This is a genomic window from Marinobacter sp. (genome assembly GCF_040882185.1).
GTDB lineage: Bacteria > Pseudomonadota > Gammaproteobacteria > Pseudomonadales > Oleiphilaceae > Marinobacter.
On sequence record NZ_JBBEBW010000005.1, the window covers coordinates 66626 to 84811 of the forward strand.

Annotated in this window: 16 protein-coding genes; 6 read left to right on the top strand and 10 right to left on the bottom strand. The window is 56.9% G+C overall.

Annotation, left to right across the window (positions count from 1 at the left end; genetic code table 11):
* Positions 1 to 2 precede the first annotated feature (2 nt).
* The 7 genes from WEB64_RS04805 to WEB64_RS04835 all read right to left on the bottom strand — a co-directional run bounded on the left by WEB64_RS04805 (position 3) and on the right by WEB64_RS04835 (position 8988).
* Positions 3 to 782 (bottom strand): 3-hydroxybutyrate dehydrogenase, encoded by a 780-nt coding sequence (locus WEB64_RS04805; protein WP_368057583.1) that lies wholly within the window; start codon positions 780 to 782, stop codon positions 3 to 5.
* A gap of 12 nt (positions 783 to 794) precedes the next feature.
* Positions 795 to 2159: a TRAP transporter large permease subunit gene (locus WEB64_RS04810; protein WP_368057585.1), complete on the bottom strand. Its 1365-nt coding sequence runs from the start codon at positions 2157 to 2159 to the stop codon at positions 795 to 797.
* Positions 2159 to 2797 carry a TRAP transporter small permease subunit gene (locus tag WEB64_RS04815; protein ID WP_368057587.1) on the bottom strand — a complete coding sequence of 213 codons (639 nt, stop codon included), beginning with the start codon at positions 2795 to 2797 and terminating at the stop codon, positions 2159 to 2161. The genes WEB64_RS04810 and WEB64_RS04815 overlap by 1 nt, the downstream gene beginning before the upstream one ends.
* 117 nt (positions 2798 to 2914) lie before the next feature.
* Positions 2915 to 3967, bottom strand: coding sequence for a TRAP transporter substrate-binding protein (locus WEB64_RS04820; RefSeq protein ID WP_368057589.1), 1053 nt, complete (start codon positions 3965 to 3967; stop codon positions 2915 to 2917).
* Between the two features lie 326 nt (positions 3968 to 4293).
* A complete protein-coding gene (locus WEB64_RS04825; protein WP_368057591.1) occupies positions 4294 to 5706 on the bottom strand; it encodes a sigma-54 interaction domain-containing protein in 1413 nt (470 codons plus the stop codon).
* A 140-nt stretch (positions 5707 to 5846) separates the two neighbouring features.
* A complete protein-coding gene (locus tag WEB64_RS04830) occupies positions 5847 to 7982 on the bottom strand; it encodes a 3-hydroxybutyrate oligomer hydrolase family protein (RefSeq protein WP_368057593.1) in 2136 nt (711 codons plus the stop codon).
* Positions 7983 to 8307: 325 nt separating this feature from the next.
* On the bottom strand, positions 8308 to 8988 hold the full coding sequence (locus WEB64_RS04835; protein WP_368057595.1) for a hypothetical protein: 681 nt from the start codon (positions 8986 to 8988) through the stop codon (positions 8308 to 8310).
* Between the two features lie 219 nt (positions 8989 to 9207).
* Between WEB64_RS04835 and WEB64_RS04840 the strand changes: the two genes are divergently transcribed.
* Positions 9208 to 9909, top strand: a complete 702-nt coding sequence (locus tag WEB64_RS04840; protein WP_368065521.1) for a Crp/Fnr family transcriptional regulator — start codon at positions 9208 to 9210, stop codon at positions 9907 to 9909.
* A 105-nt stretch (positions 9910 to 10014) separates the two neighbouring features.
* On the top strand, positions 10015 to 10932 hold the full coding sequence (locus WEB64_RS04845) for an alpha/beta hydrolase fold domain-containing protein (protein WP_368057599.1): 918 nt from the start codon (positions 10015 to 10017) through the stop codon (positions 10930 to 10932).
* Here the strand turns inward: WEB64_RS04845 and WEB64_RS04850 are convergent.
* A complete protein-coding gene (locus WEB64_RS04850; RefSeq protein WP_368057601.1) occupies positions 10922 to 11281 on the bottom strand; it encodes a DUF6164 family protein in 360 nt (119 codons plus the stop codon). The two genes, WEB64_RS04845 and WEB64_RS04850, sit on opposite strands and share 11 nt — an antisense overlap.
* 122 nt (positions 11282 to 11403) lie before the next feature.
* On the opposite strand from WEB64_RS04850, the gene WEB64_RS04855 reads away from it, so the two are divergent.
* From WEB64_RS04855 to WEB64_RS04870, 4 genes are read left to right on the top strand one after another with little or no spacing between them, the layout of a single operon-like run.
* On the top strand, positions 11404 to 12819 hold the full coding sequence (locus WEB64_RS04855; RefSeq protein ID WP_368057603.1) for a DUF2868 domain-containing protein: 1416 nt from the start codon (positions 11404 to 11406) through the stop codon (positions 12817 to 12819).
* Positions 12816 to 14246, top strand: coding sequence for a GTPase/DUF3482 domain-containing protein (locus WEB64_RS04860; RefSeq protein WP_368057605.1), 1431 nt, complete (start codon positions 12816 to 12818; stop codon positions 14244 to 14246). The genes WEB64_RS04855 and WEB64_RS04860 overlap by 4 nt, the downstream gene beginning before the upstream one ends.
* Positions 14247 to 14298: 52 nt before the next feature.
* Positions 14299 to 14697, top strand: a complete 399-nt coding sequence (locus tag WEB64_RS04865; protein WP_368057607.1) for an ectoine synthase — start codon at positions 14299 to 14301, stop codon at positions 14695 to 14697.
* A gap of 24 nt (positions 14698 to 14721) precedes the next feature.
* Positions 14722 to 15912, top strand: a complete 1191-nt coding sequence (locus tag WEB64_RS04870; RefSeq protein ID WP_368057609.1) for a CynX/NimT family MFS transporter — start codon at positions 14722 to 14724, stop codon at positions 15910 to 15912.
* Here WEB64_RS04870 and WEB64_RS04875 read toward each other — a convergent pair.
* Entirely contained in the window at positions 15903 to 17078 is a 1176-nt protein-coding gene (locus tag WEB64_RS04875; protein ID WP_368057611.1) for a type III PLP-dependent enzyme, read from the bottom strand. The two genes, WEB64_RS04870 and WEB64_RS04875, sit on opposite strands and share 10 nt — an antisense overlap.
* 231 nt (positions 17079 to 17309) lie before the next feature.
* Positions 17310 to 18125, bottom strand: coding sequence for a RimK family alpha-L-glutamate ligase (locus tag WEB64_RS04880; protein WP_368057613.1), 816 nt, complete (start codon positions 18123 to 18125; stop codon positions 17310 to 17312).
* Between the last annotated feature and the right edge of the window lie 61 nt (positions 18126 to 18186).

Below are 18186 nucleotides of genomic sequence, written 5' to 3' on the forward strand. Positions count from 1 at the left end.
TCCTATTGCATGTGCCAGCCGTGGCTCACCACGATTGACTGCCCGGTCAGGGCCGCCGAAGGAAATGCGGCCAGGTGCACGGCCACCTCGGCGACATCTTCCAGTGTAGTAAATTTGCCATCCACCGTATGCTTAAGCATCACGTCGCGAATCACTTCTTCCTCCGAGATCCCGAGCTCTTTTGCCTGTTCTGGTATCTGCTTTTCCACCAGTGGGGTTCGGACAAACCCGGGACAAATGATGTTGCTACTGACTCCGTGTTCCGCACCTTCTTTCGCGACCGCCCGGCACAGACCAAGCAAGCCATGCTTGGCGGTGACGTAGGGCGATTTCAGCGGCGATGCGGTCATCGAGTGAACCGACCCCATATACAGCATGCAGCCGCTACCAGTCTTGTACATCTCGTTGAGCGCAGCACGAGTGACCAGAAAAGCGCCGTTGAGGTGCACATCGAGCACCTTGCACCAATCGGCGTAGGCCAGGTTGTGGACCGGATCAATATGCTGGATACCTGCGTTCGCTATCGCGATGTCCAGACGACCCCATTCGTCCACAATGGCCTTCACCCCCTCCTCAACAGCTTTCTCGTTAGTGACATCCATGGCCAGGGCCATAGCGGTGCCGCCAGCCTGCTGGATAGCCTCAACGGCTTCCTGGGCACTCTCAAGGGTGAGGTCGGCCACGGCAACCCGGGCGCCCTCACGACCATACTGTTCGGCAATGGCTCGGCCGATTCCGCGCCCCGCCCCGGTGATCAGGGCAATCCGGTTTTCTAGACGCATTTTATTTTCTCCTTAGTCGTAAGCCACGCTGGGCAGCCAGGTCGCAATTTCGGGCACCAGGAACACGATTACCAGAGCCACCAGTTGAATAATGATGAAGGGTATGACGCCCTTGTAGATGTCCATCACGTCGATTTCCGGCGGCGCCACACCCTTGATGTAAAACAGTGCAAACCCCACTGGCGGCGTCAGGAACGACGTCTGCAGGCACATGGCAAAGAGGATGGTAAACCACACCAGATCAAAGCCAAGCGTTTGAACCACTGGTGCCACCAGCGGCAAAATAATAAGGGTGATTTCAACCCAATCCAGGAAGAAGCCCAGCAGGAATACCGCGAACAGAATGGTCAATACCACGCCGTAAGGCCCGAAGGGCAGCCCCAGCAATGCATCTTCAATGACCTGGTCGCCACCAAGCCCCCGTAGCACGACGGAAAACGCGGTTGCACCCAGGAAAATGGCAAAAATAAACGCCGCCGTGCGCGTTGTCTGCTGCACCGAGGAATTTAGCACTTTCACACTCAGACGCCCCGACATCAGGGCCAGCAGCAAGGCGCCAAGGGCACCCACACCGGACGCTTCCGTGGGTGTGGCGATACCGGCAAAAATAGAACCCAACACGCCAAGAATCAGCGCAGCCGTAGGCACCACTGCCTTGGCCACTTCCCAGACAATGCTCCAGGTTACTTTCACCGTGCCCTCGGGCACCGGCGCGATGTGCGGCTGCATCAGGGGACGTATCATCACATAGGCGACGTACATGGCACCCAGAAGCAGCCCGGGAAGGAACGCGCCCATGAACAGATCGCCCACGGATGCCTCTGGCACCGCCAGCCGGTCTGCCATCAGCACCAGCATGATCGACGGCGGGATCAGGATCCCCAGGGTACCGGTGGCACAGGCCGTACCCACCGCAAAGCCCTTGTCGTACTTGTTCTCCATCATCACCGGCAGGGAGAGCATGCCCAGCAGTACCACGGACGCCCCGATAATACCGGTAGTGGCTGCCAGCAATACGCCAATAACAACCACGGTTACCGCATATCCACCACGGACCGCGCCGAAGAGTTTCACCATACTGTTCATCAGTTTTTCGGCGACGCCGGACTGATCGAGCATGATGCCCATGAAGATGAACATAGGCAGAGCAACGAGGGTTTCGCTGTTAACGATGTCCCATATTCGCTCTGGGACGAGCCCCATGGAAGACTGGTAGTCGAACCACAGGTTAGCGCCGAAGTTTTCGACGGCAACTACACCAACGAGGGTCCAGATTACAGCGGTACCACCGAGCACCCAGGCGACCGGATAGCCGGTCATCAGCAGCGCCCCGAATGTCAGGAACATGCCGATTACAAAAAGCGTTTCAAGCTCCATCAGGATGCATCCTCTTTCTTGTTATTTCCGGTCTCGATCCGGATGGGCTTCGGAAAGCCAAAAAGCAGTGCGGTTACTTTCAGCAAGCGGGATAGTGCGGCCAGAGCGAGCAGGACAAAGGACACTGCCAGAACGAACTTCAGAGCCCACCGGTATGGAAGACCGGCCGGTGCCTGACTGGTTTCACCCTGCAACCAAGAGCTGTAGGCGTAGGGGAACATTTCCCAGACTGCCAGCCCGAGAAACGGTAGCAACAGGAACACAAGACCAAACAGTTCAACCCAGCCCTGGCCCCGGAGCGACAGGCGCTCATGGATGACATCCACTCTCACGTGGCCATCAACCACCAGGGTGTAGGCCAACCCCAACAACCATCCCGCGCCAGCCAGGTGCCACTGAACCTCTTCCAACGTCACAGAGCCGACGTCAAAGGCATAGCGGCCAACGACGGCATAGATGATAACCCCGGTTATCACAACCCAGAGCCAGGATGCACTCTTGCCGATCGCGGAAATCACACGGTCCACACCCTGGCTGATCCAGGTTGTGGGTAACTCCGTGTGATGATGGAGAATATTGTCGGTGTCGGACACCGATGCCCGCCCACTCTGCGGTGAGCCTTTACCAGACACCGTCATACAGCAGTTCCTCGCTCAGAATGCCGATTGCGAAACAAGGATGGCCCCGAAGGGCCATCCTGACTTGGTTAGAGACCACCGGGTATTTATCCGGTGACTCGGGGTCGGCCCCTGGCCTTACAGGTCCGACGGAACATAGGCCCGTGAATCCCACACTTTGTAGGATTCCATGAACTCGCTCTGGCTTTCATAGACGCGCTTGAAGTCAGCATCTTTTGCAGATTCTTGCTCCATCACCTTATCAGTGACCGCTTTCAGCTCCTTCAGGACCTCACGGGGAATCTGATCAGCCTGGACGCCCTTTTCCTGGAAGCCCGCCAGAACGGCACCGTTCTTGTACTCACCTTCGGCCAGGCCGAGAGTGGTTGCAGCGGTACAGGAAGCATCAACCAGCGCTTTCTGTGCGTCCGTGGTTTTGTTCCACTCGTCCTTGTTGATCAGCATGTACTGGGCGGTAAACTGCTGGTGCCAGCCGGGGAACAGGTTGTACTTGACCACCTGATCAAAGCCGAGGAGTTGGTCGATAGCAGGCATCGAGAATTCAGTCGCGTCAATGGTGCCTTTCTCCAGCGCCTGGTAAAGCTCACCACCTGGCATCATGGTAACGGAGGCTCCCAGTTCTTCCAGAACCTTGCCGCCCAGACCCGCGAAGCGAATCTTCAGGCCTTTATAGTCTTCCAGTGTTTCGATTGGTTTCGAATACCAGCCCGCTGTTTCAGGCCCGATGATCCCGCACAACTGGGCGTGCACATCGAAGCCCTTGTTGGCATAGACTTCCTGCAGCATTTCATGGCCGCCACCATAGTAATACCAGGCCGTGTAAGCCCAGGGCTTCATGCCAAAGGGAACAGCCGCAAACAGGGGAATCGCAGGTACCTTGCCCTGATCGTATCCGATCCAGGTGTAACCTGCTTCAACCTTGCCATCGGAAACCGACTGCAGGATATCGAAAGGCGGAACCAGCTTGCCGGGCTCATAGACACGAACCTGGATGCTGCCATCGGAAGCGGTGGTGAGGTTTTCGGCAACCCAGGCGCCGGGGGAACCCAGGCCGGGCAGATTGGTGGCGAAGGCGACCGGCATTTTCCAGCGCAGGTCATCCGCGAACGCCGATCCGGTAGTCAGGGCGATCGCACCGGCGATACCGGTAAGGGCCTTGAAGAATTTCATTGGCAAGTCTCCTAGCATTGTTGTTGTATTCGGCCGCACAGGAGTTTTCCCGACCGGCCTTATCAGAGTGTAGTCAGATATCGCAGGAAACGAGACAGACAAGATTAACTTTGGGTCCAGTGAAAGCGCCAGCCTTGTTTTCTGCGTTGTTCTGACGTCCTGCATCTTGGATATAGCAGACACTGTGCCAACCGTAATTTTCGCATATTTATCAATTGGATGAGATTTTCCAAAGACACGGAGTCCAATGAATAGTCCGAACATCCGGACGTATATAGCCATCAGTCGTAGGGGATTGTACTGATAACCGGACAAATGTCCTGAAGTTAGGACATTTTCGCCAACTTCTCATAGAGAACAGAGCGGGAGATACCCAACAGCTTCGCTGCCCGGGTCCGGTTGCCCCGGCTTGCCACCAGTGCTTCCTCGATCGCCTGCGCCTCTGCGTCGGCCAGGGTTTTGGCCAGGGGCCGCACCGGCTGCGGCACCAACGAAGAAGTCGGCCGGTTACCGCTGCGGGGCAGCACCTTGAAAATAGCATCGGCATCCAGTATTCCAGAGTCTTCCCCCATGGTGAGGGCACGTTCCAGCACGTTACGCAGCTCTCGCACGTTGCCAGGCCAATCATAACTACTCAGCGCCGAGACCGCGGTATCGGTAATTTCTCCCCGCAAGTCCAGCCCCTGACAGACGTCTTCGAGAATCGCTTCACAGAGAATACCGAGGTCCGGCAACCGGTCTCGCAAAGGAGGGATGGGAATTTCCAGCACATTGAGCCGGTAATACAGATCAGAGCGGAAATTGCCCTCGGCTATCATGGCTTCGAGATTGCGACTGGTAGCCGCAATCAGCCTGACGTCTACCTTCTGGACCTTATTGGACCCCAGCGGTTCTATCTCGCCTTCCTGCAAAGCCCGGAGTAATTTGGCTTGCAGGGTGAGTGGCATGTCTCCGACTTCATCAAGAAACAGCGTGCCTCCGTTGGCCAGCTGAAATTTGCCTTCCCGGGCTCGTCGATCCGCGCCGGTATAGGCGCCCGGGGCTACGCCGAAGAATTCAGCCTCCAGCAGATTCTCCGGCACGGCCGCTACATTCACTCCCACGAAGGGGCGGTCGGCACGGCCGGATACCGTATGAATCGCTTGCGCCAACACTTCCTTGCCGGTGCCGGTTTCCCCCAGCAGCAACACCGGCATATCACGACCGGCTGCCAGACGCGCCCGGCGCTTGACTTCCAGAGCGGCAGGACTGGCGCCAACGAAATCCCCAAGACTGTAGCGGGTACCGCGAACCTGGCGCGCCAGGGCCTTACGGGCTGCCACCAAATCCTGGTGCAGCCGTCGATACTTGCTGACCAATGGTGTGAGAGGCTGGAGGTCATCGTATAACACGAACGCAACGGCTCCGATAACAGTACCGTCATCATCAAAATAAGGTAGCCGGGTTACCACCAGCTGTTGGGTTTCATGTTCCATGATATCCAGCAACAGCGGGTTGCCAGACTGCACCACTTCCGGCATCCGGGTGTGAGGTATGACGAGCTGAACCGGCTTGCCAACCACAGATTCCGGATTTTTGACGCCCAGCAGGGCAGCATAGCTGTGATTGATCCAGGTAATGCGAGCTTGCCTGTCCACCGTAATGGCACCGGCGCTGGCCTGCTCAAACATGGGGAACAGGGCTTCAATCAGGTCCCGGGTAAGACCCGATTTGTCCCTGTGGGTGAAAAGTTGGGTCATGAACGGTTTACCGTTTGGTATCACGTGTTTCATGGGTCACGCTCAGTGATGGTCTCCCATCTGATAGGGTATGACTGCGCGATCCGGCTATCTGGTCACGCCAGTATAGATGATCACGCAGGTTTGGGTGTCAAACAGCGTTAGTCGGGAATCCGCAACTGGTTACTCTCGAAGACAATCAGGTCTCCACTGTCGGGATTCGCCGCAACCGGTGGCACATTGGTCTCCGTCAGCGCTGGCGCGCCAGCACCCCTGGGCACCGTTCTGACCACCTGACTCGGGGGCAGTTCAGCGCCAGTTTTGAGGTGATCGTACATCAGATCGAGCGCCTGGAAGTAGTAGCGGTGTAGCGGGATATAGAGTTCATTGAACCCTGGGAATCCATTCAATAAGTCCAGGTGCTGGGCGTTAAGCACTTCATAGTAGTGCAGTTCGCTGTTCGCGCCTTCGACTCGCTGATTCAGGCCATAGTAGGGTCTGGATGTATGGTTGATGGGCAGGATGGCATCCGAGCGACCGGTCACAAAGATCGCGGGTTTGCCTTGTAGATCGCCGGTGGCGCGAATGGCTTCAATACCCTCGGCAATACGAGCGGCGTTGTCCGCAGCCTCGCCGGTCAAAGGGTCTAAGGTTTCAGGGTCCCGACCATCCGCCAGTGCCCGCAGACACAACAGAGCGTCGAGCCCGTAATCCACCATTCCGGTACTCGGCGAACTGCTGACTGGCAGGTTGGTCGGTACTCCCTGACCTGCGTCGTCAAAAACCAGATTAACTCCGCCGGTCGGAGGTATACCGTTGCTGACGCCGAACAGCGCAGCTTCTTGCGCATCACTCAGGACTGCAACCTCACCCGTGCTGGGGTTCGTTGCGGCCATGCTGAGCCCACAAAGCCGATCTTCCACCCCGAACCGCCCGTAGGCGTTGGCGTAAGTCATGGATATGCTCTGGGCTACTGCCAGGCCGAAATGGCTCGGCGCGAGCAGATTCTGCTCCGGCTGGATGCCGAAATCTTCATTCAGAATGCGCTGGGCCGCTTGCGCGCGCTCATCCACATCCACACCTGTGATCAAGCCTTTATCGGACAGTGAGGTGCAAATATTCTCATTCGTCGTCACGACGTTCAGTGCGTTCAACGGGGCGACATCGCGAATTTCTGGCGCCCGGTTAGCACACCCCTGATACACCGCCAGCGCTGTGGTGTAATCCAGCAGACTGCGGCTATGCTTCGTGATTACCGGCCCGCTGCCCTGACGAATCGTAAAGCCGGTATCCACCACCGGATTGACGTTGGGCTCGGATACCGCCACCCCATCAATCAGACCTTTGGTGTCCTGTTCCGCCGCCCGTACCGACGCGCCCCCGCCGTTGGAAACACTGGAAGCGATCACCAGCGTGTTCTCAGGGGTAACCGTTACCCGGCGGCCATCGTCACTTTCTTCACCAAATTGCTCATTCAGGATGTAGAACCCGAATTCAATGGATTGCAGCACATGCAACCCCCAGTCGGCTTCCGGGTTGGCCTTGGAATGGGCGTGCTTGAAGGCAAACCGGTCATGGAACTGGGTGTAGAAATTCTCGCGCTCTGTCGCATCAAGATCGGCACGGAACTGACTGGCCACAGACTCGTCAGCCGTCAGCTGGCCGGTCAGGGTTTGCGCGGTATTGGCTGCCAGATTGTGAGAACCGGTGCCGGAACCTTTATCGGTGTAGACCACCGCACAGCCTTTTTTCAGACCCCACTCTCCAGCCGTACCAATGGCACCGTAGATACCACGGGAGCCGGAGGAAGGTGCCGTCACCATACAGGCGTTCTGAGGATCAAAAGTTTCCGGAACCTGCACCATAACAGTCACCGGCACCGCTCCGGGCACCGTCATGAAGGCGAGGTATTCAGCTCCCGATATTTTGCCTTCAGCATCAGGAGCATCCACTTGGGGGCCAAACAGGTCACCGTAGCCACCGCCATCCGAGGTGTCCACCAGGGCTCGGTAGTTACTGTAAATCGCCAGGGTACGGAGTTCTTCGACGGTGGGATTAAGGGCGTCGTCGAAAGCAGGAGCACTGGCTGACGCCAAACCGCTGGCACCCAGGCCCGCAGTCAGGAGATCATTATTGATACCATTGTAAGCAGTAACCTGAACGTCACCACTGACAAAATCGGGGCGCTCGTTGAGAGGAGATTTATCGGCATTGTTGTTGCTGTCGTTGCAGGCGGTCAGGCCAAGGACAACGCATGTCCCTGCCAGAATCGCGAGCGGAGCTCGGATCTTCATCATGGCTTCCTTCCTTCAGTCATTGTTTTTGTTGGTAATGATGGCTTGGCCGACTACAACGCACAGATCAAGCGAAGCTGGCTGGTGCCCGAAGGAATACTTATGCGCTTCCTGTGCCAACCTTTCTCTTCCATGTAAAACAATGTGTTACGGGAAAGCGCCCAGGCATCGATACCCTGCTTATCCGGAAATCCGGACAACCATAACGGCGCAGGGTTCAATACAGCAGGAAACACTTGTTTTGGCAGGATTTGGGGGAAACAGATTTATCTGTCTTGTGCACCGGACAGTGTCCGGAATGCCGTACAATCCATCAAAAGCGGTCTGATTACGACCGCACCATACGACGACGCATAACCTCGACCAGATGATTCAGTAAATCCTTGGCATCGCCTTCGTGAAGCAGACGGAATTTCTGCCGCGATGCGTGTCGGGAACTCTCATCATCGCCAGCCACAGAAAGACCACCTTGTTGCATATCCATGTACTGACAGGCCGCCAGGTGCGCCTTGATTTCAGTATCAATCAACCGGGTCAGCAGGTCATCGACTTCCGCATTCAGGAAGGGGCGTAGTCCATTGACCGTTTTCCGGGCTTCAAGGGCTGCGTTACGCGCACTTACCCGGGTGTCGCCGGTCGGCTCATTGCTTTCGACCGCACGCAAAAAGCTGCCAAGTTTGTCGTGCAGCCCCCAGACCAACGGCCAGACCTTCTCCAACGCCGCTTTTTCGAGCAGAAACTGCTCTGCTGGCAATGGGCTGCCAGAGTTGCCGGACGGGATTTCGGATTCATTGAACTGCTGCACACGCAGCTCATCCATCTCTTGCCAGAGCGTTGCAACGCGCTGCTTCAGCTCATGCTGGAGGAGCGTCTGGCGCCGGCTCATTTGCAGCGCAATGACAGCCACGACCAAAACAACCAGCAACAAGCCAACTGAAAGAAGGCCGAATTCGGGTGTAGAGAAGAAAGCCAATAACCATTCCTGTTCCATGAGAACCCTTGAAGTCATGCGGAGTATTGCCTGAGAACGGGTGCTCCCACTCCGGCGTTTGACGAATAACGGTAGTGTCGCACAAATCGCTACGTGTAAGCAGTGCCTGGCAGTAATGGCGTAATGGTTGGTAATGTCATTATGACAAAATGATCCAGGTCATTTTGCACAGCGGCTGGCTCGTGAAATAATCCTTTCCAAAGCAAAGAACCCAGGATCCCCATGAGTGCTGACTCCATGGCTGAACCAAAATCCAAGACCCGTCAGGCTTTGGCCTCAGCGCCTTGTCTACTGGGGCAATCTGACAGTGATCTGTCAGTGCCGCTACCCGCTAGCGAATTCCACGGGTTGCTCAACAGCCTGAGCCGGGTATTTGGCCTCCGGTTGCCCGACAGCAAAGACGATCCGGACTACCGGTTTTTGAGCGCCGTCGCGGGTCTGTTCCAAAAAACCACCCTCGGGCCTGAAACCATACTCGAAAAACATCAGCGCCCATGGCTAAATGTGTATCTGACCCAACACGGAGTACTCAGGCTTTTTCGTGAAACCGTGGCTGGCAAAGTAGCCATCCATCACTTTTTTACCGAAGGCGACATAATCTGGCCGGTGTTTGGCCGCACCCGCACGGTAAGGAACACCCTTTGCCTGACATCCGTTACTCACTGCACGCTGTGGGTGGCTAACTTCCGCGCTTTTCGTGCCAGCATTCAAGCATGTAGCGGAGACCGCTGGGCTGGGTTTGCGTTGGCGCTGATTGAAGAACTGGCCGAGCTCTCCACCATGCGGGAATTTCAAAAGCAGACACTCTCGGCCACTGAACGTTATGCGATTTTGGTGCGCGAGTACCCGGAACTGATCAGACGGGTGCCCGATTTTCAGCTCGCCGCCTTCATAGGTGTCGCTCCGGCAACCTTTTCGCGGCTTAAACGCGCCTGCTGACATCTCATTGCCATACCGCAATCATCATCTCTGACAATTTCCGCATCCACCCCGGCGCGATCATCGTACTTCGCTACGTGATTAATCACTGAATGGAGCCCCGCCGTGCCAGGACTGCTAAATAAGAAGCGCCAACTGATTTCGACAGTATGGCTGGGCCTGCTGCTGGCGGGCTGCGCCAACCACATCAATGCGCCAGAACAGGCCATCGACCTCGAACACACGGATTACAGTGTCCGTAAAGATATCGTGTTTTCCCCTGCTGACTGGCCCCAGACACTGAAAGCAGACCTGTATCTGCCCGATGGAGAACAAACCAGACCGGCGGTACTCATGGTGCACGGCGGCGGCTGGGAGCGACGCTCCCGGCAGGATATGAACTGGATTGCTGAACACCTCACGGCACACGGCATTGCCGTGATGAACATCGATTACCGGTTCGCCCCGGAGTTTCAGTTTCCGGCCCAACTCCATGACCTGCAGATCGCCATGCACTGGTTACGTGGCCATGCTGCTGAGCTCAAAATAGACCCAGATCGCGTTGGCGGGTTCGGCTTTTCCTCCGGCGCCCATCTGGTCAGCCTGCTGGCTACATTGGCCGGTGAGGGAGGCGAACTCAATGAGCCCCATGGCGGACCAGAAACCAGGCTGGAAGCCATAGTCGCAGGCGGTCTGCCCAGTGACCTGAGAACCTTCGGTTCCGGAAAACTGCTTCGTCAGTTTCTCGGTGGCACCCGGGCGGACATGCCCGATGTTTATCGGGCTGCCTCCCCCGTCACCCATGTGACGGAGCAAACACCGCCGTTCTTCCTGTTCCACGGCGGTATGGACACGCTGGTGCCGACTGAACAGGCAACCGATTTCAGAGCATTACTGGAGGCCAATGGGGTCGAAAACGAACTCTATATCCTGCGTTTCCGGGGCCATATCACCAGCTTTCTCACCAGCGGAGATGCAGTCGATGAGGCGACTGTCTTCCTCGTCCGTCATTTGGGAGCTTCATCGAAAAAAGTCAAAGACTGACGAACGGCGCCACCGTCAGCAAAAGAATCACCACAATCGCAAAACAGACAGCCAGTACGGTCGCAGGACGCTGCCGGAAACGTTGCCACAGGCCGGGAACCCGGCCCGCCTGCTGATCCTGCTCAAATGTCAGCCGCTGGTTCTCGAAGCGTTCACGCTGGTACTCTGCAAGCAACGTTTTGGCACGCATCGCTTCATCAGCGTCATGGACCCAGAAGCCGCCCATACTGATGCCCCAGCGACTCGGGGGCGTCTCGTAGTATTGCACTTCATGAGCCTCGAATAGCGCGCGGATCTCATCCGCCTCATCATCGGGCACATGTCGCAGGTTCATCAGGTGGTGGGTCATAGGCGCGTCTGGATTGATTCGGGACGAAGGCCTTATCCTAGCATCTGTTGGCATTATTGGCTTGGCAGGGCCAGGACTGATCAGGTTACACTCACCGGCTGAACCCACTTACAGGACACTTCATGCCCAAGGCAACGCTGACGCTGCTACTGGATTTTGATGATCAGGTACAAAAGGATCACAGTCAGGCTGCCGCGTTTCTGCATCGTCGCGATCGCAAGTTTGCATTGTCCTGCCAGGCCGATGGACGCCCCCCGGGGCCAGCCACCTGGCTAGCGCACCTCGGTGGTTTTAGCGGCAAGCAAGCCGTGGGTGGGCCAGACATGCGTTTGCGAGTCTGGCGTCGGGTGACGTTTGCCTTTATCGCCGTCGGCACGTTACTGGGCGTGTTGACCATGCTGGGGCTGCTGTTCTATGACGGCAGTGGGCAGATCAATATCACCGTCATCCTCGGGTTTGTACTACTCCAGATCATCCTGGCTGTCCTGACCAGCCTGCAATCCTTGCTCGGCTGGCGTCCCTGGGGCCAGCTGCCGGATGTGCTCGCCCGTCGGTTCGGCCGGGCGGAGCCGTCAGGAGCAATACTCCGCCGACTGCAACCGCAGCTGTCAGCCCGGGCCGCTCACGCTGGCGGCCTCGCGTTCGGCGTGAGCGGTTTACTGACGTTACTCGGCCTGGTTGTGGTGCAGGATCTGGCGTTTGGCTGGAGTACAACGTTAAGCACGGCCCCGGAGACCTTTCATCGCCTGGTTCATACCCTCGCATTACCATGGCAGGGCCTCTGGTCCGCAGCGGTCCCTTCACCGGAACTGGTTGCAGATTCCCGCTTCTACCGGATTGCCCCCTTCTACCAGATTGAAAATACCGGGGGATCGACAGCGCCAGCCCGTTGGGGCGACTGGTGGCCCTTTGTGGCGATGGTGTGGCTGTTCTACATCATCCTGCTAAGGCTCGTTTTGCTGATAGTGGCAATAACACACCTGGAGCTGAGGGCAAGGCGCCTGCTGGCCCGCCACCCGGGACTCACAACGCTGCTTTACCGTATGGAGACCCCCGCGCTTGAGACTGGAAACGCGCATTCTGACGCCGCCGATCAGCCCAGGATGGACACGTCGATTCAGACACAACCGCTGCCCGATGCAAGGGTGGCGATTCGCTGGGCTGGCGCCGGGGACGAAAATTTGGCCTGCTCCCTGCTGAGCGGCGCCCGCCCCGTGGTGCTGGCTGCGGGTGGTGCTGCCGCGCTGGCGGAGGATCACACCAGCGTTGAGCAGGCTCGTTTGTCATTAGGCACTGGCGGGCCGGAAACGGTATTGATACTGACCCGCGCCTGGGAACCACCCACCGGGGAGCTGGCGGATTTTCTGTCCGAAGCTTTTCAACACTGGCCCAGAACGGCGCGGATAGCGTTAGTACCAATCGGAGCAGCGGCCGGTGCCGAGCCGCCAGAACATCAGGTCGCCCAGTGGCTGCGTTTTATCGAACGGTTGGCCAATAACCGACTCAGCGTCAGTCTCACTCCTGGAGAAGTGACATGACAGCAGGCCCTGTTTTTGCGGTCGTTGGCCACCCGAATAAGGGTAAATCCAGCGTAGTGGCGACGTTATCCCAGAATGACGCCATCGCCATTGCTCTGGAACCTGGCACCACCCGGCAAAGCCAGACCTATCCTCTGACTGTCGATGGGGAAGCGCTCTACACCCTGGTGGACACCCCGGGCTTTCAGCGGCCCAGGAAAGTGCTGGAGTGGCTAGAGGCCCATAGTCTGGCAGCCTCCGACCGGGCAGAAACGGTGGCCGCTTTTGTAACCCAGTACCGGAATGAACCTCGCTTTAACGACGAATGCGAACTGCTCACGCCCGTTATCGACGGCGCGGGGATTATCTATGTGGTCGACGGCTCAGTGCCCTACAGCGCAGAAAACGAAGCTGAGATGACCATTTTACGCTGGACCGGCCAGCCCAGCCTGGCGTTGATCAACAGCATCGGCCCGGATGATTACAGTGACACCTGGCAGGCGGCGCTGGGTCAGTTTTTCCAGGTGGTGCGCCGGTTTGATGCGGTGCGAGCACCCTTTGACCAACACCTGAGCCTGCTCAAAGCATTCGGCCAGTTAGAACCGCTCTGGGAGCAACCCCTGGAGCGCGCCGTTCGCCATCTTCGCGACCAGCGCCTGCGACGTCGTGAACAAACCGCAGGCCTGATCGCCCGAGCACTGGAAGACATGATGGTCTGGCGGGAGCAACGAACGTTTACCGCTGGCGGTTTACCGGTTCAACCCGATGGCGAACTCGCTGCCAATTTGCGTGAGCGCTGGTACAAACACCAGCGCCAACGGGAGCAAACCCTGCGGCTGACCATTGAACGACTTTACCAGCACAACCAGATCAAGCGTCAGGAAGCGGAATTAACCTGGCACAGCAACCATGATCTGTTCAGTGAGAAAAGCCGCCGGGTCTGGGGTGTCAGCCGGGCTTATCTCACCACTGCAGGTTTTGGCGCTGGCGCTCTCGGTGGGGTCGGTATCGATGCTGTGACCCTCGGCACGTCTTTGGGTGCTGGCGCACTGGTCGGCGGCATAATCGGTGCGGCTGGCAGTTACTTCTACGGTGATCGCCTCACCCTGTCCGCGCTGAAGCTGGGCCCCCTACGGGAAGGCCTTCAAACCGCTTCTTTCGGACCGGTACAGGACAGCCAGTTCGGCTACATCATTCTGGGCCGCGCCATTGATCACTGGTGGCACATAAGCCACCGCAATCACGCCGGCAGAGAGCCTCTGGACCTGGTACCGACCGAAAGCCACTGGCTCCAACACCTGAACCGAGGCAGTCGCCATACCATCCAGAAATGCTTCGATAAATGTCGTAAAAACAAAGAGCTGGACGACAATTCCCGTCAGGAACTGGCGCTTGCAATAGGGTCTGCATTGGATGCGTACGACGAATGGCGGTTGAACCCGGCATGACAGAAGGGTTTATACTGCTAGACTGTGAAATCAACTCATGAAGGGGATCACCATGAAAATTGTTAGAGTCCAGGACGTCATCGGAACCGAGCGTGAAGTCAAAGGGGTGGAATCACCTTGGGTCAGTCGCCGGTTGCTGCTAAAAAAAGAAGGCATGGGTTTCTCATTCCACGAAACCATTATCCCGGCAGGTTCCGAACACGAATTCTGGTACAAGAATCATCTTGAGGCGGTCTATTGTGTCTCCGGTAATGGATCAATCACTGATCTGGAAACCGGCGAAACTCACCAGATTACTGACGGCACTCTCTATGCGCTGGATAAGCATGACAAACACCAGCTGCACGGTGGCACCGAAGACATGCGCCTGATTTGCGCTTTCAATCCGCCGGTCACCGGGCAGGAAACCCACGACGCTGACGGCGCCTACAGCCTGGTAGACGATGAATAAACCGACGGCTCTGTCTGCGTCGCTTTGATTGACCAGAGACCCGGCCAGCCTGCTGCAAGCAATCTCTGGCTTGCAGCAGCGTTATTGTGGCTGGCCGGGCTTTACCTTCGCATACCCCTCCTGGTTGCACCGGCCCTCGCACCATTCATTGCCGATGAATTGATGCTGACTCAGGCTCTCACGGGTGCCCTGACGACATTACCGGTGCTGATGCTGGCGATTGGCTCCATGCCCGGCTCCCTGGCCATTTCCCGCGTTGGCCCCCGCAACACACTGGCCTTGTCGCTGGTCATCGTTGCCCTGGGGTCCGCCAGCCGTGGCCTGGCACCCGACACATTTGTATTGATGGCGGCCAGCGCTGTGATGGGACTAGGTATCGCCATGATGCAGCCCGCCTTGCCTGCGCTGTTGCCACGCTGGCTGGAAGCCCGGCACCTGGCCATGGGGTCGGCGATCTACATGAACGGCATGCTGATGGGGGAATTTATTGGCGCGGGCGTAACCCTGCCGCTGGTTATGCCCGCGTTTGATAATAGCTGGCGGCTCACATTGATAGCCTGGTCATTACCGGCACTGATTGTGGCCGCGCTGCTCTATCTTCCGATTCGGGATCGTAACCGGCCCACTGCCAGACCCGCATGGCTGCCGGAATGGCAGAATCCGCTGACGTTACGCCTGGGGTTGTTGCTGGGTTGCTCCGGTTCGCTGTTTTTCGGCGTCAATGCCTACATGGCCAACCTGCTTGAACAACGCAGCGAACTCGCCAATCTGGCAGACGCGCTGTTCTGGTTCAATCTGGCCCAGGTGGCGGCCTCACTGGTAATGCTGAAGATGGCCCGAGTCTGGGTAGGGAGGAAAAACCTGATCCTGACGATGGCAATTGTTAGCCTGACTTCCCTGGCTGGCATGATTCTCAGTAGCGGTTGGCTCAGTATTGCCTTTGCGGTTTGCATGAGCTTTACGGCGGGCATCATGCTCATCCTGCTGGTGGCATTGCCACCCTTGCTCGTCGCCAGCGCCGATACTGGCCGTCTGTCAGCAGGCAATTTCCTGGTGGGCTATTCGCTATCCTTTGCGGTACCGATGGTAGGTGGTGTGGTTGCCGACGCAACCGGGGATACCCGCCTCGCATTGGTGACAATATTGATCTATGGCGTGTTGGTGCTGCCGGTCGCGTGGTCGCTGGACCTTCGCCGGCAGTCAGCTCAGATGTAGTAGTCCTTCAACGGCGGGAAACCGTTAAACTCTATCGCACTGTAAGTGGTGGTGTAGGCCCCCGTCGAGAGCCAGTACATGCGGTCACCAATGGCCAGGTTCAGGGGCAGGCCATACTTGTAATGCTCATACATGATATCGGCACTGTCGCAGGTTGGCCCAGCAATCACCACGTCTTCATGTTCCCCGGTTTTCTCAGTGTAAATTGGAAACTTGATGGACTCATCAAGGGTTTCAATCAGACCAGAAAACTTACCCACATCGGTAAATACCCAGCGGTGGAGGGCAGTCCGGGACTTACGGGAAATAAGTACCACCTCGCTGACCAGCACACCCGCATTGGAAATAAGGGAGCGACCGGGTTCAATGATAATTTCCGGGAAATCATCGCCAAAATCTTCACGGATAAACCGCTCGATCTCTTCCGCGTAAGTCTTCAGTTCGTTGGTGCGGTTGATATAATTGGCTGGGAAGCCGCCGCCCATATTGATCATTTTTAACTCAATGCCATCTTCTTCCTTCAACCTCTCAAAAATGATCTTGACCTTGCCCAACGCTGAATCCCAAGCACCGATTTCCCGCTGCTGAGAACCGACATGGAAGGAGACCCCATAAGGGACCAGACCCAAATCACGGGCAAGGATCAACAAATCCATGGCCATGTCGGTCTGGCAACCGAACTTGCGTGACAGCGGCCAGTCCGCCGTGAGCGTGCCTTCGGTCAGGATTCGCACATAAATTTTTGAGCCCGGCGCGGCCTTGGCAATGTTCCGCAGGTCGGCTTCAGAATCGGTGGCATACAGCCGTACGCCTTTTTCGTAAAAAGTGCGGATATCCCGGCTTTTCTTGATGGTGTTACCGTAGCTGATACGCTCCGGAGTTACCCCGTGAGACATCACCTTTTCCAGCTCGTAAATCGATGCGATATCAAAGTTGGCGCCTTTGTCCCGCAACAAAGTGAGCACTTCCGGTGCCGGGTTGGCCTTCACTGCGTAATAAACGCTGGCATAGGGAAAACCCTCGGTCAGTTCATCATACTGGCGGTTGATAGTCGCCGTATCGATAACCACAAACGGAGTTTCCTTGGTATCTGCCAGCGCCTTGATGCGGCTGAAGGTCGCGGTGTCGTAGTAGTCAGAGAGCTTGATGGATGTCTGATCGCTCATTGGTAGGGGGTTCCTCCCGTGGGGAAAACGGACCAAAAATAAAGGCATCCGGAACTGGACGGATACCCATTGGCGCGAAATTTAGGGCTTTCCGTTCCCAGAGGATATTAGCATATCTACCCACATTCGCTGCCTCGTTAACCAGCAAGCCCCGGCGTTTCATATCCAGTTGGTGGCAGCACGTTTACGTGCTTTCGGGCTAAAAGAAAGCGACTTACACCCCATGGCCTGTTAACCCGCTATGGACCACAGCGGCCTCGGGCTGACCGGCTCATCCGGGTCCCTGGGTTCGAGCTGCGTGCGCAGGTATTGCAGCATGCTTTCCTGCACTTGCTTTACCCCGACACCCTGATTTCCGAACAGCCGATTAAACTCCAGCAGATACGGATAATCGCCCACCATTGCAATATCGAAACCCGCGTGGTTAACATCCAGGTCCCGAGCGACCTGCAGGGCCAGCGCACTGGCACTTTCGGGCACTTTTTCGGCACTTACCCAGCCCCCGCGCGCAACATTGTTATAGAAACCCTGCGGAGCCTGGTGGCGCCAGTAAGCCGAAACCACATGCTCTCCCACCACAACCACTCGAATATCGCGATCAATAGGCAGATATTCCTGCACGTATAGAACAGCGGCACTTTCGTGATAGCGACGCCAGTCCCCGGCGTTTTCAATCAGCCAGACTCCTTCCCCCATACTGGCTTTGGGGTGCTTGGCAACAAAGGGCAAAGCCATGGTTTGCCATACCTGTTCCCGTTCTTCGGGGCCATTCGCAAGGATCAGCGTCCAGGGTGTGTGAACCGCTGCCACGGTCTGGAAAGCTCGGGTCATCTCGATCTTGTCATGCCCGATCCGGTAGCTGGAAATGCTCGGGAACACGCGGCATTTGAGACCGTGGACCAGGGCATTGAGTTGCCAATACTCTGGAAACAACACCCAGTCAGCCTGTTGCAGCAGCTCTTTGTGCTGCAGAAAGTGTTCCGGTTTGAGTATCTGAGTGTTTGGCAAGCCGAGGGTGCGAAAAATATTGAACGAAACAAGGCGCATGGTTGGTTAATAGCTGACCAAAGAGGCCGAGCATTCTATGCCGGTTTCAGTGTTAAGCAAG

Excerpts from the sequence above, each read along its gene's own strand:
- WEB64_RS04805 (WP_368057583.1), bottom strand. The coding sequence starts at position 782 with ATGCGTCTAGAAAACCGGATTGCCCTGATCACCGGGGCGGGGCGCGGA.
- WEB64_RS04810 (WP_368057585.1), bottom strand. The coding sequence starts at position 2,159 with ATGGAGCTTGAAACGCTTTTTGTAATCGGCATGTTCCTGACATTCGGG.
- WEB64_RS04815 (WP_368057587.1), bottom strand. The coding sequence starts at position 2,797 with ATGACGGTGTCTGGTAAAGGCTCACCGCAGAGTGGGCGGGCATCGGTG.
- WEB64_RS04820 (WP_368057589.1), bottom strand. The coding sequence starts at position 3,967 with ATGAAATTCTTCAAGGCCCTTACCGGTATCGCCGGTGCGATCGCCCTG.
- WEB64_RS04825 (WP_368057591.1), bottom strand. The coding sequence starts at position 5,706 with ATGACCCAACTTTTCACCCACAGGGACAAATCGGGTCTTACCCGGGAC.
- WEB64_RS04830 (WP_368057593.1), bottom strand. The coding sequence starts at position 7,982 with ATGATGAAGATCCGAGCTCCGCTCGCGATTCTGGCAGGGACATGCGTT.
- WEB64_RS04835 (WP_368057595.1), bottom strand. The coding sequence starts at position 8,988 with ATGACTTCAAGGGTTCTCATGGAACAGGAATGGTTATTGGCTTTCTTC.
- WEB64_RS04840 (WP_368065521.1), top strand. The coding sequence starts at position 9,208 with ATGGCTGAACCAAAATCCAAGACCCGTCAGGCTTTGGCCTCAGCGCCT.
- WEB64_RS04850 (WP_368057601.1), bottom strand. The coding sequence starts at position 11,281 with ATGACCCACCACCTGATGAACCTGCGACATGTGCCCGATGATGAGGCG.
- WEB64_RS04855 (WP_368057603.1), top strand. The coding sequence starts at position 11,404 with ATGCCCAAGGCAACGCTGACGCTGCTACTGGATTTTGATGATCAGGTA.
- WEB64_RS04860 (WP_368057605.1), top strand. The coding sequence starts at position 12,816 with ATGACAGCAGGCCCTGTTTTTGCGGTCGTTGGCCACCCGAATAAGGGT.
- WEB64_RS04865 (WP_368057607.1), top strand. The coding sequence starts at position 14,299 with ATGAAAATTGTTAGAGTCCAGGACGTCATCGGAACCGAGCGTGAAGTC.
- WEB64_RS04875 (WP_368057611.1), bottom strand. The coding sequence starts at position 17,078 with ATGAGCGATCAGACATCCATCAAGCTCTCTGACTACTACGACACCGCG.
- WEB64_RS04880 (WP_368057613.1), bottom strand. The coding sequence starts at position 18,125 with ATGCGCCTTGTTTCGTTCAATATTTTTCGCACCCTCGGCTTGCCAAAC.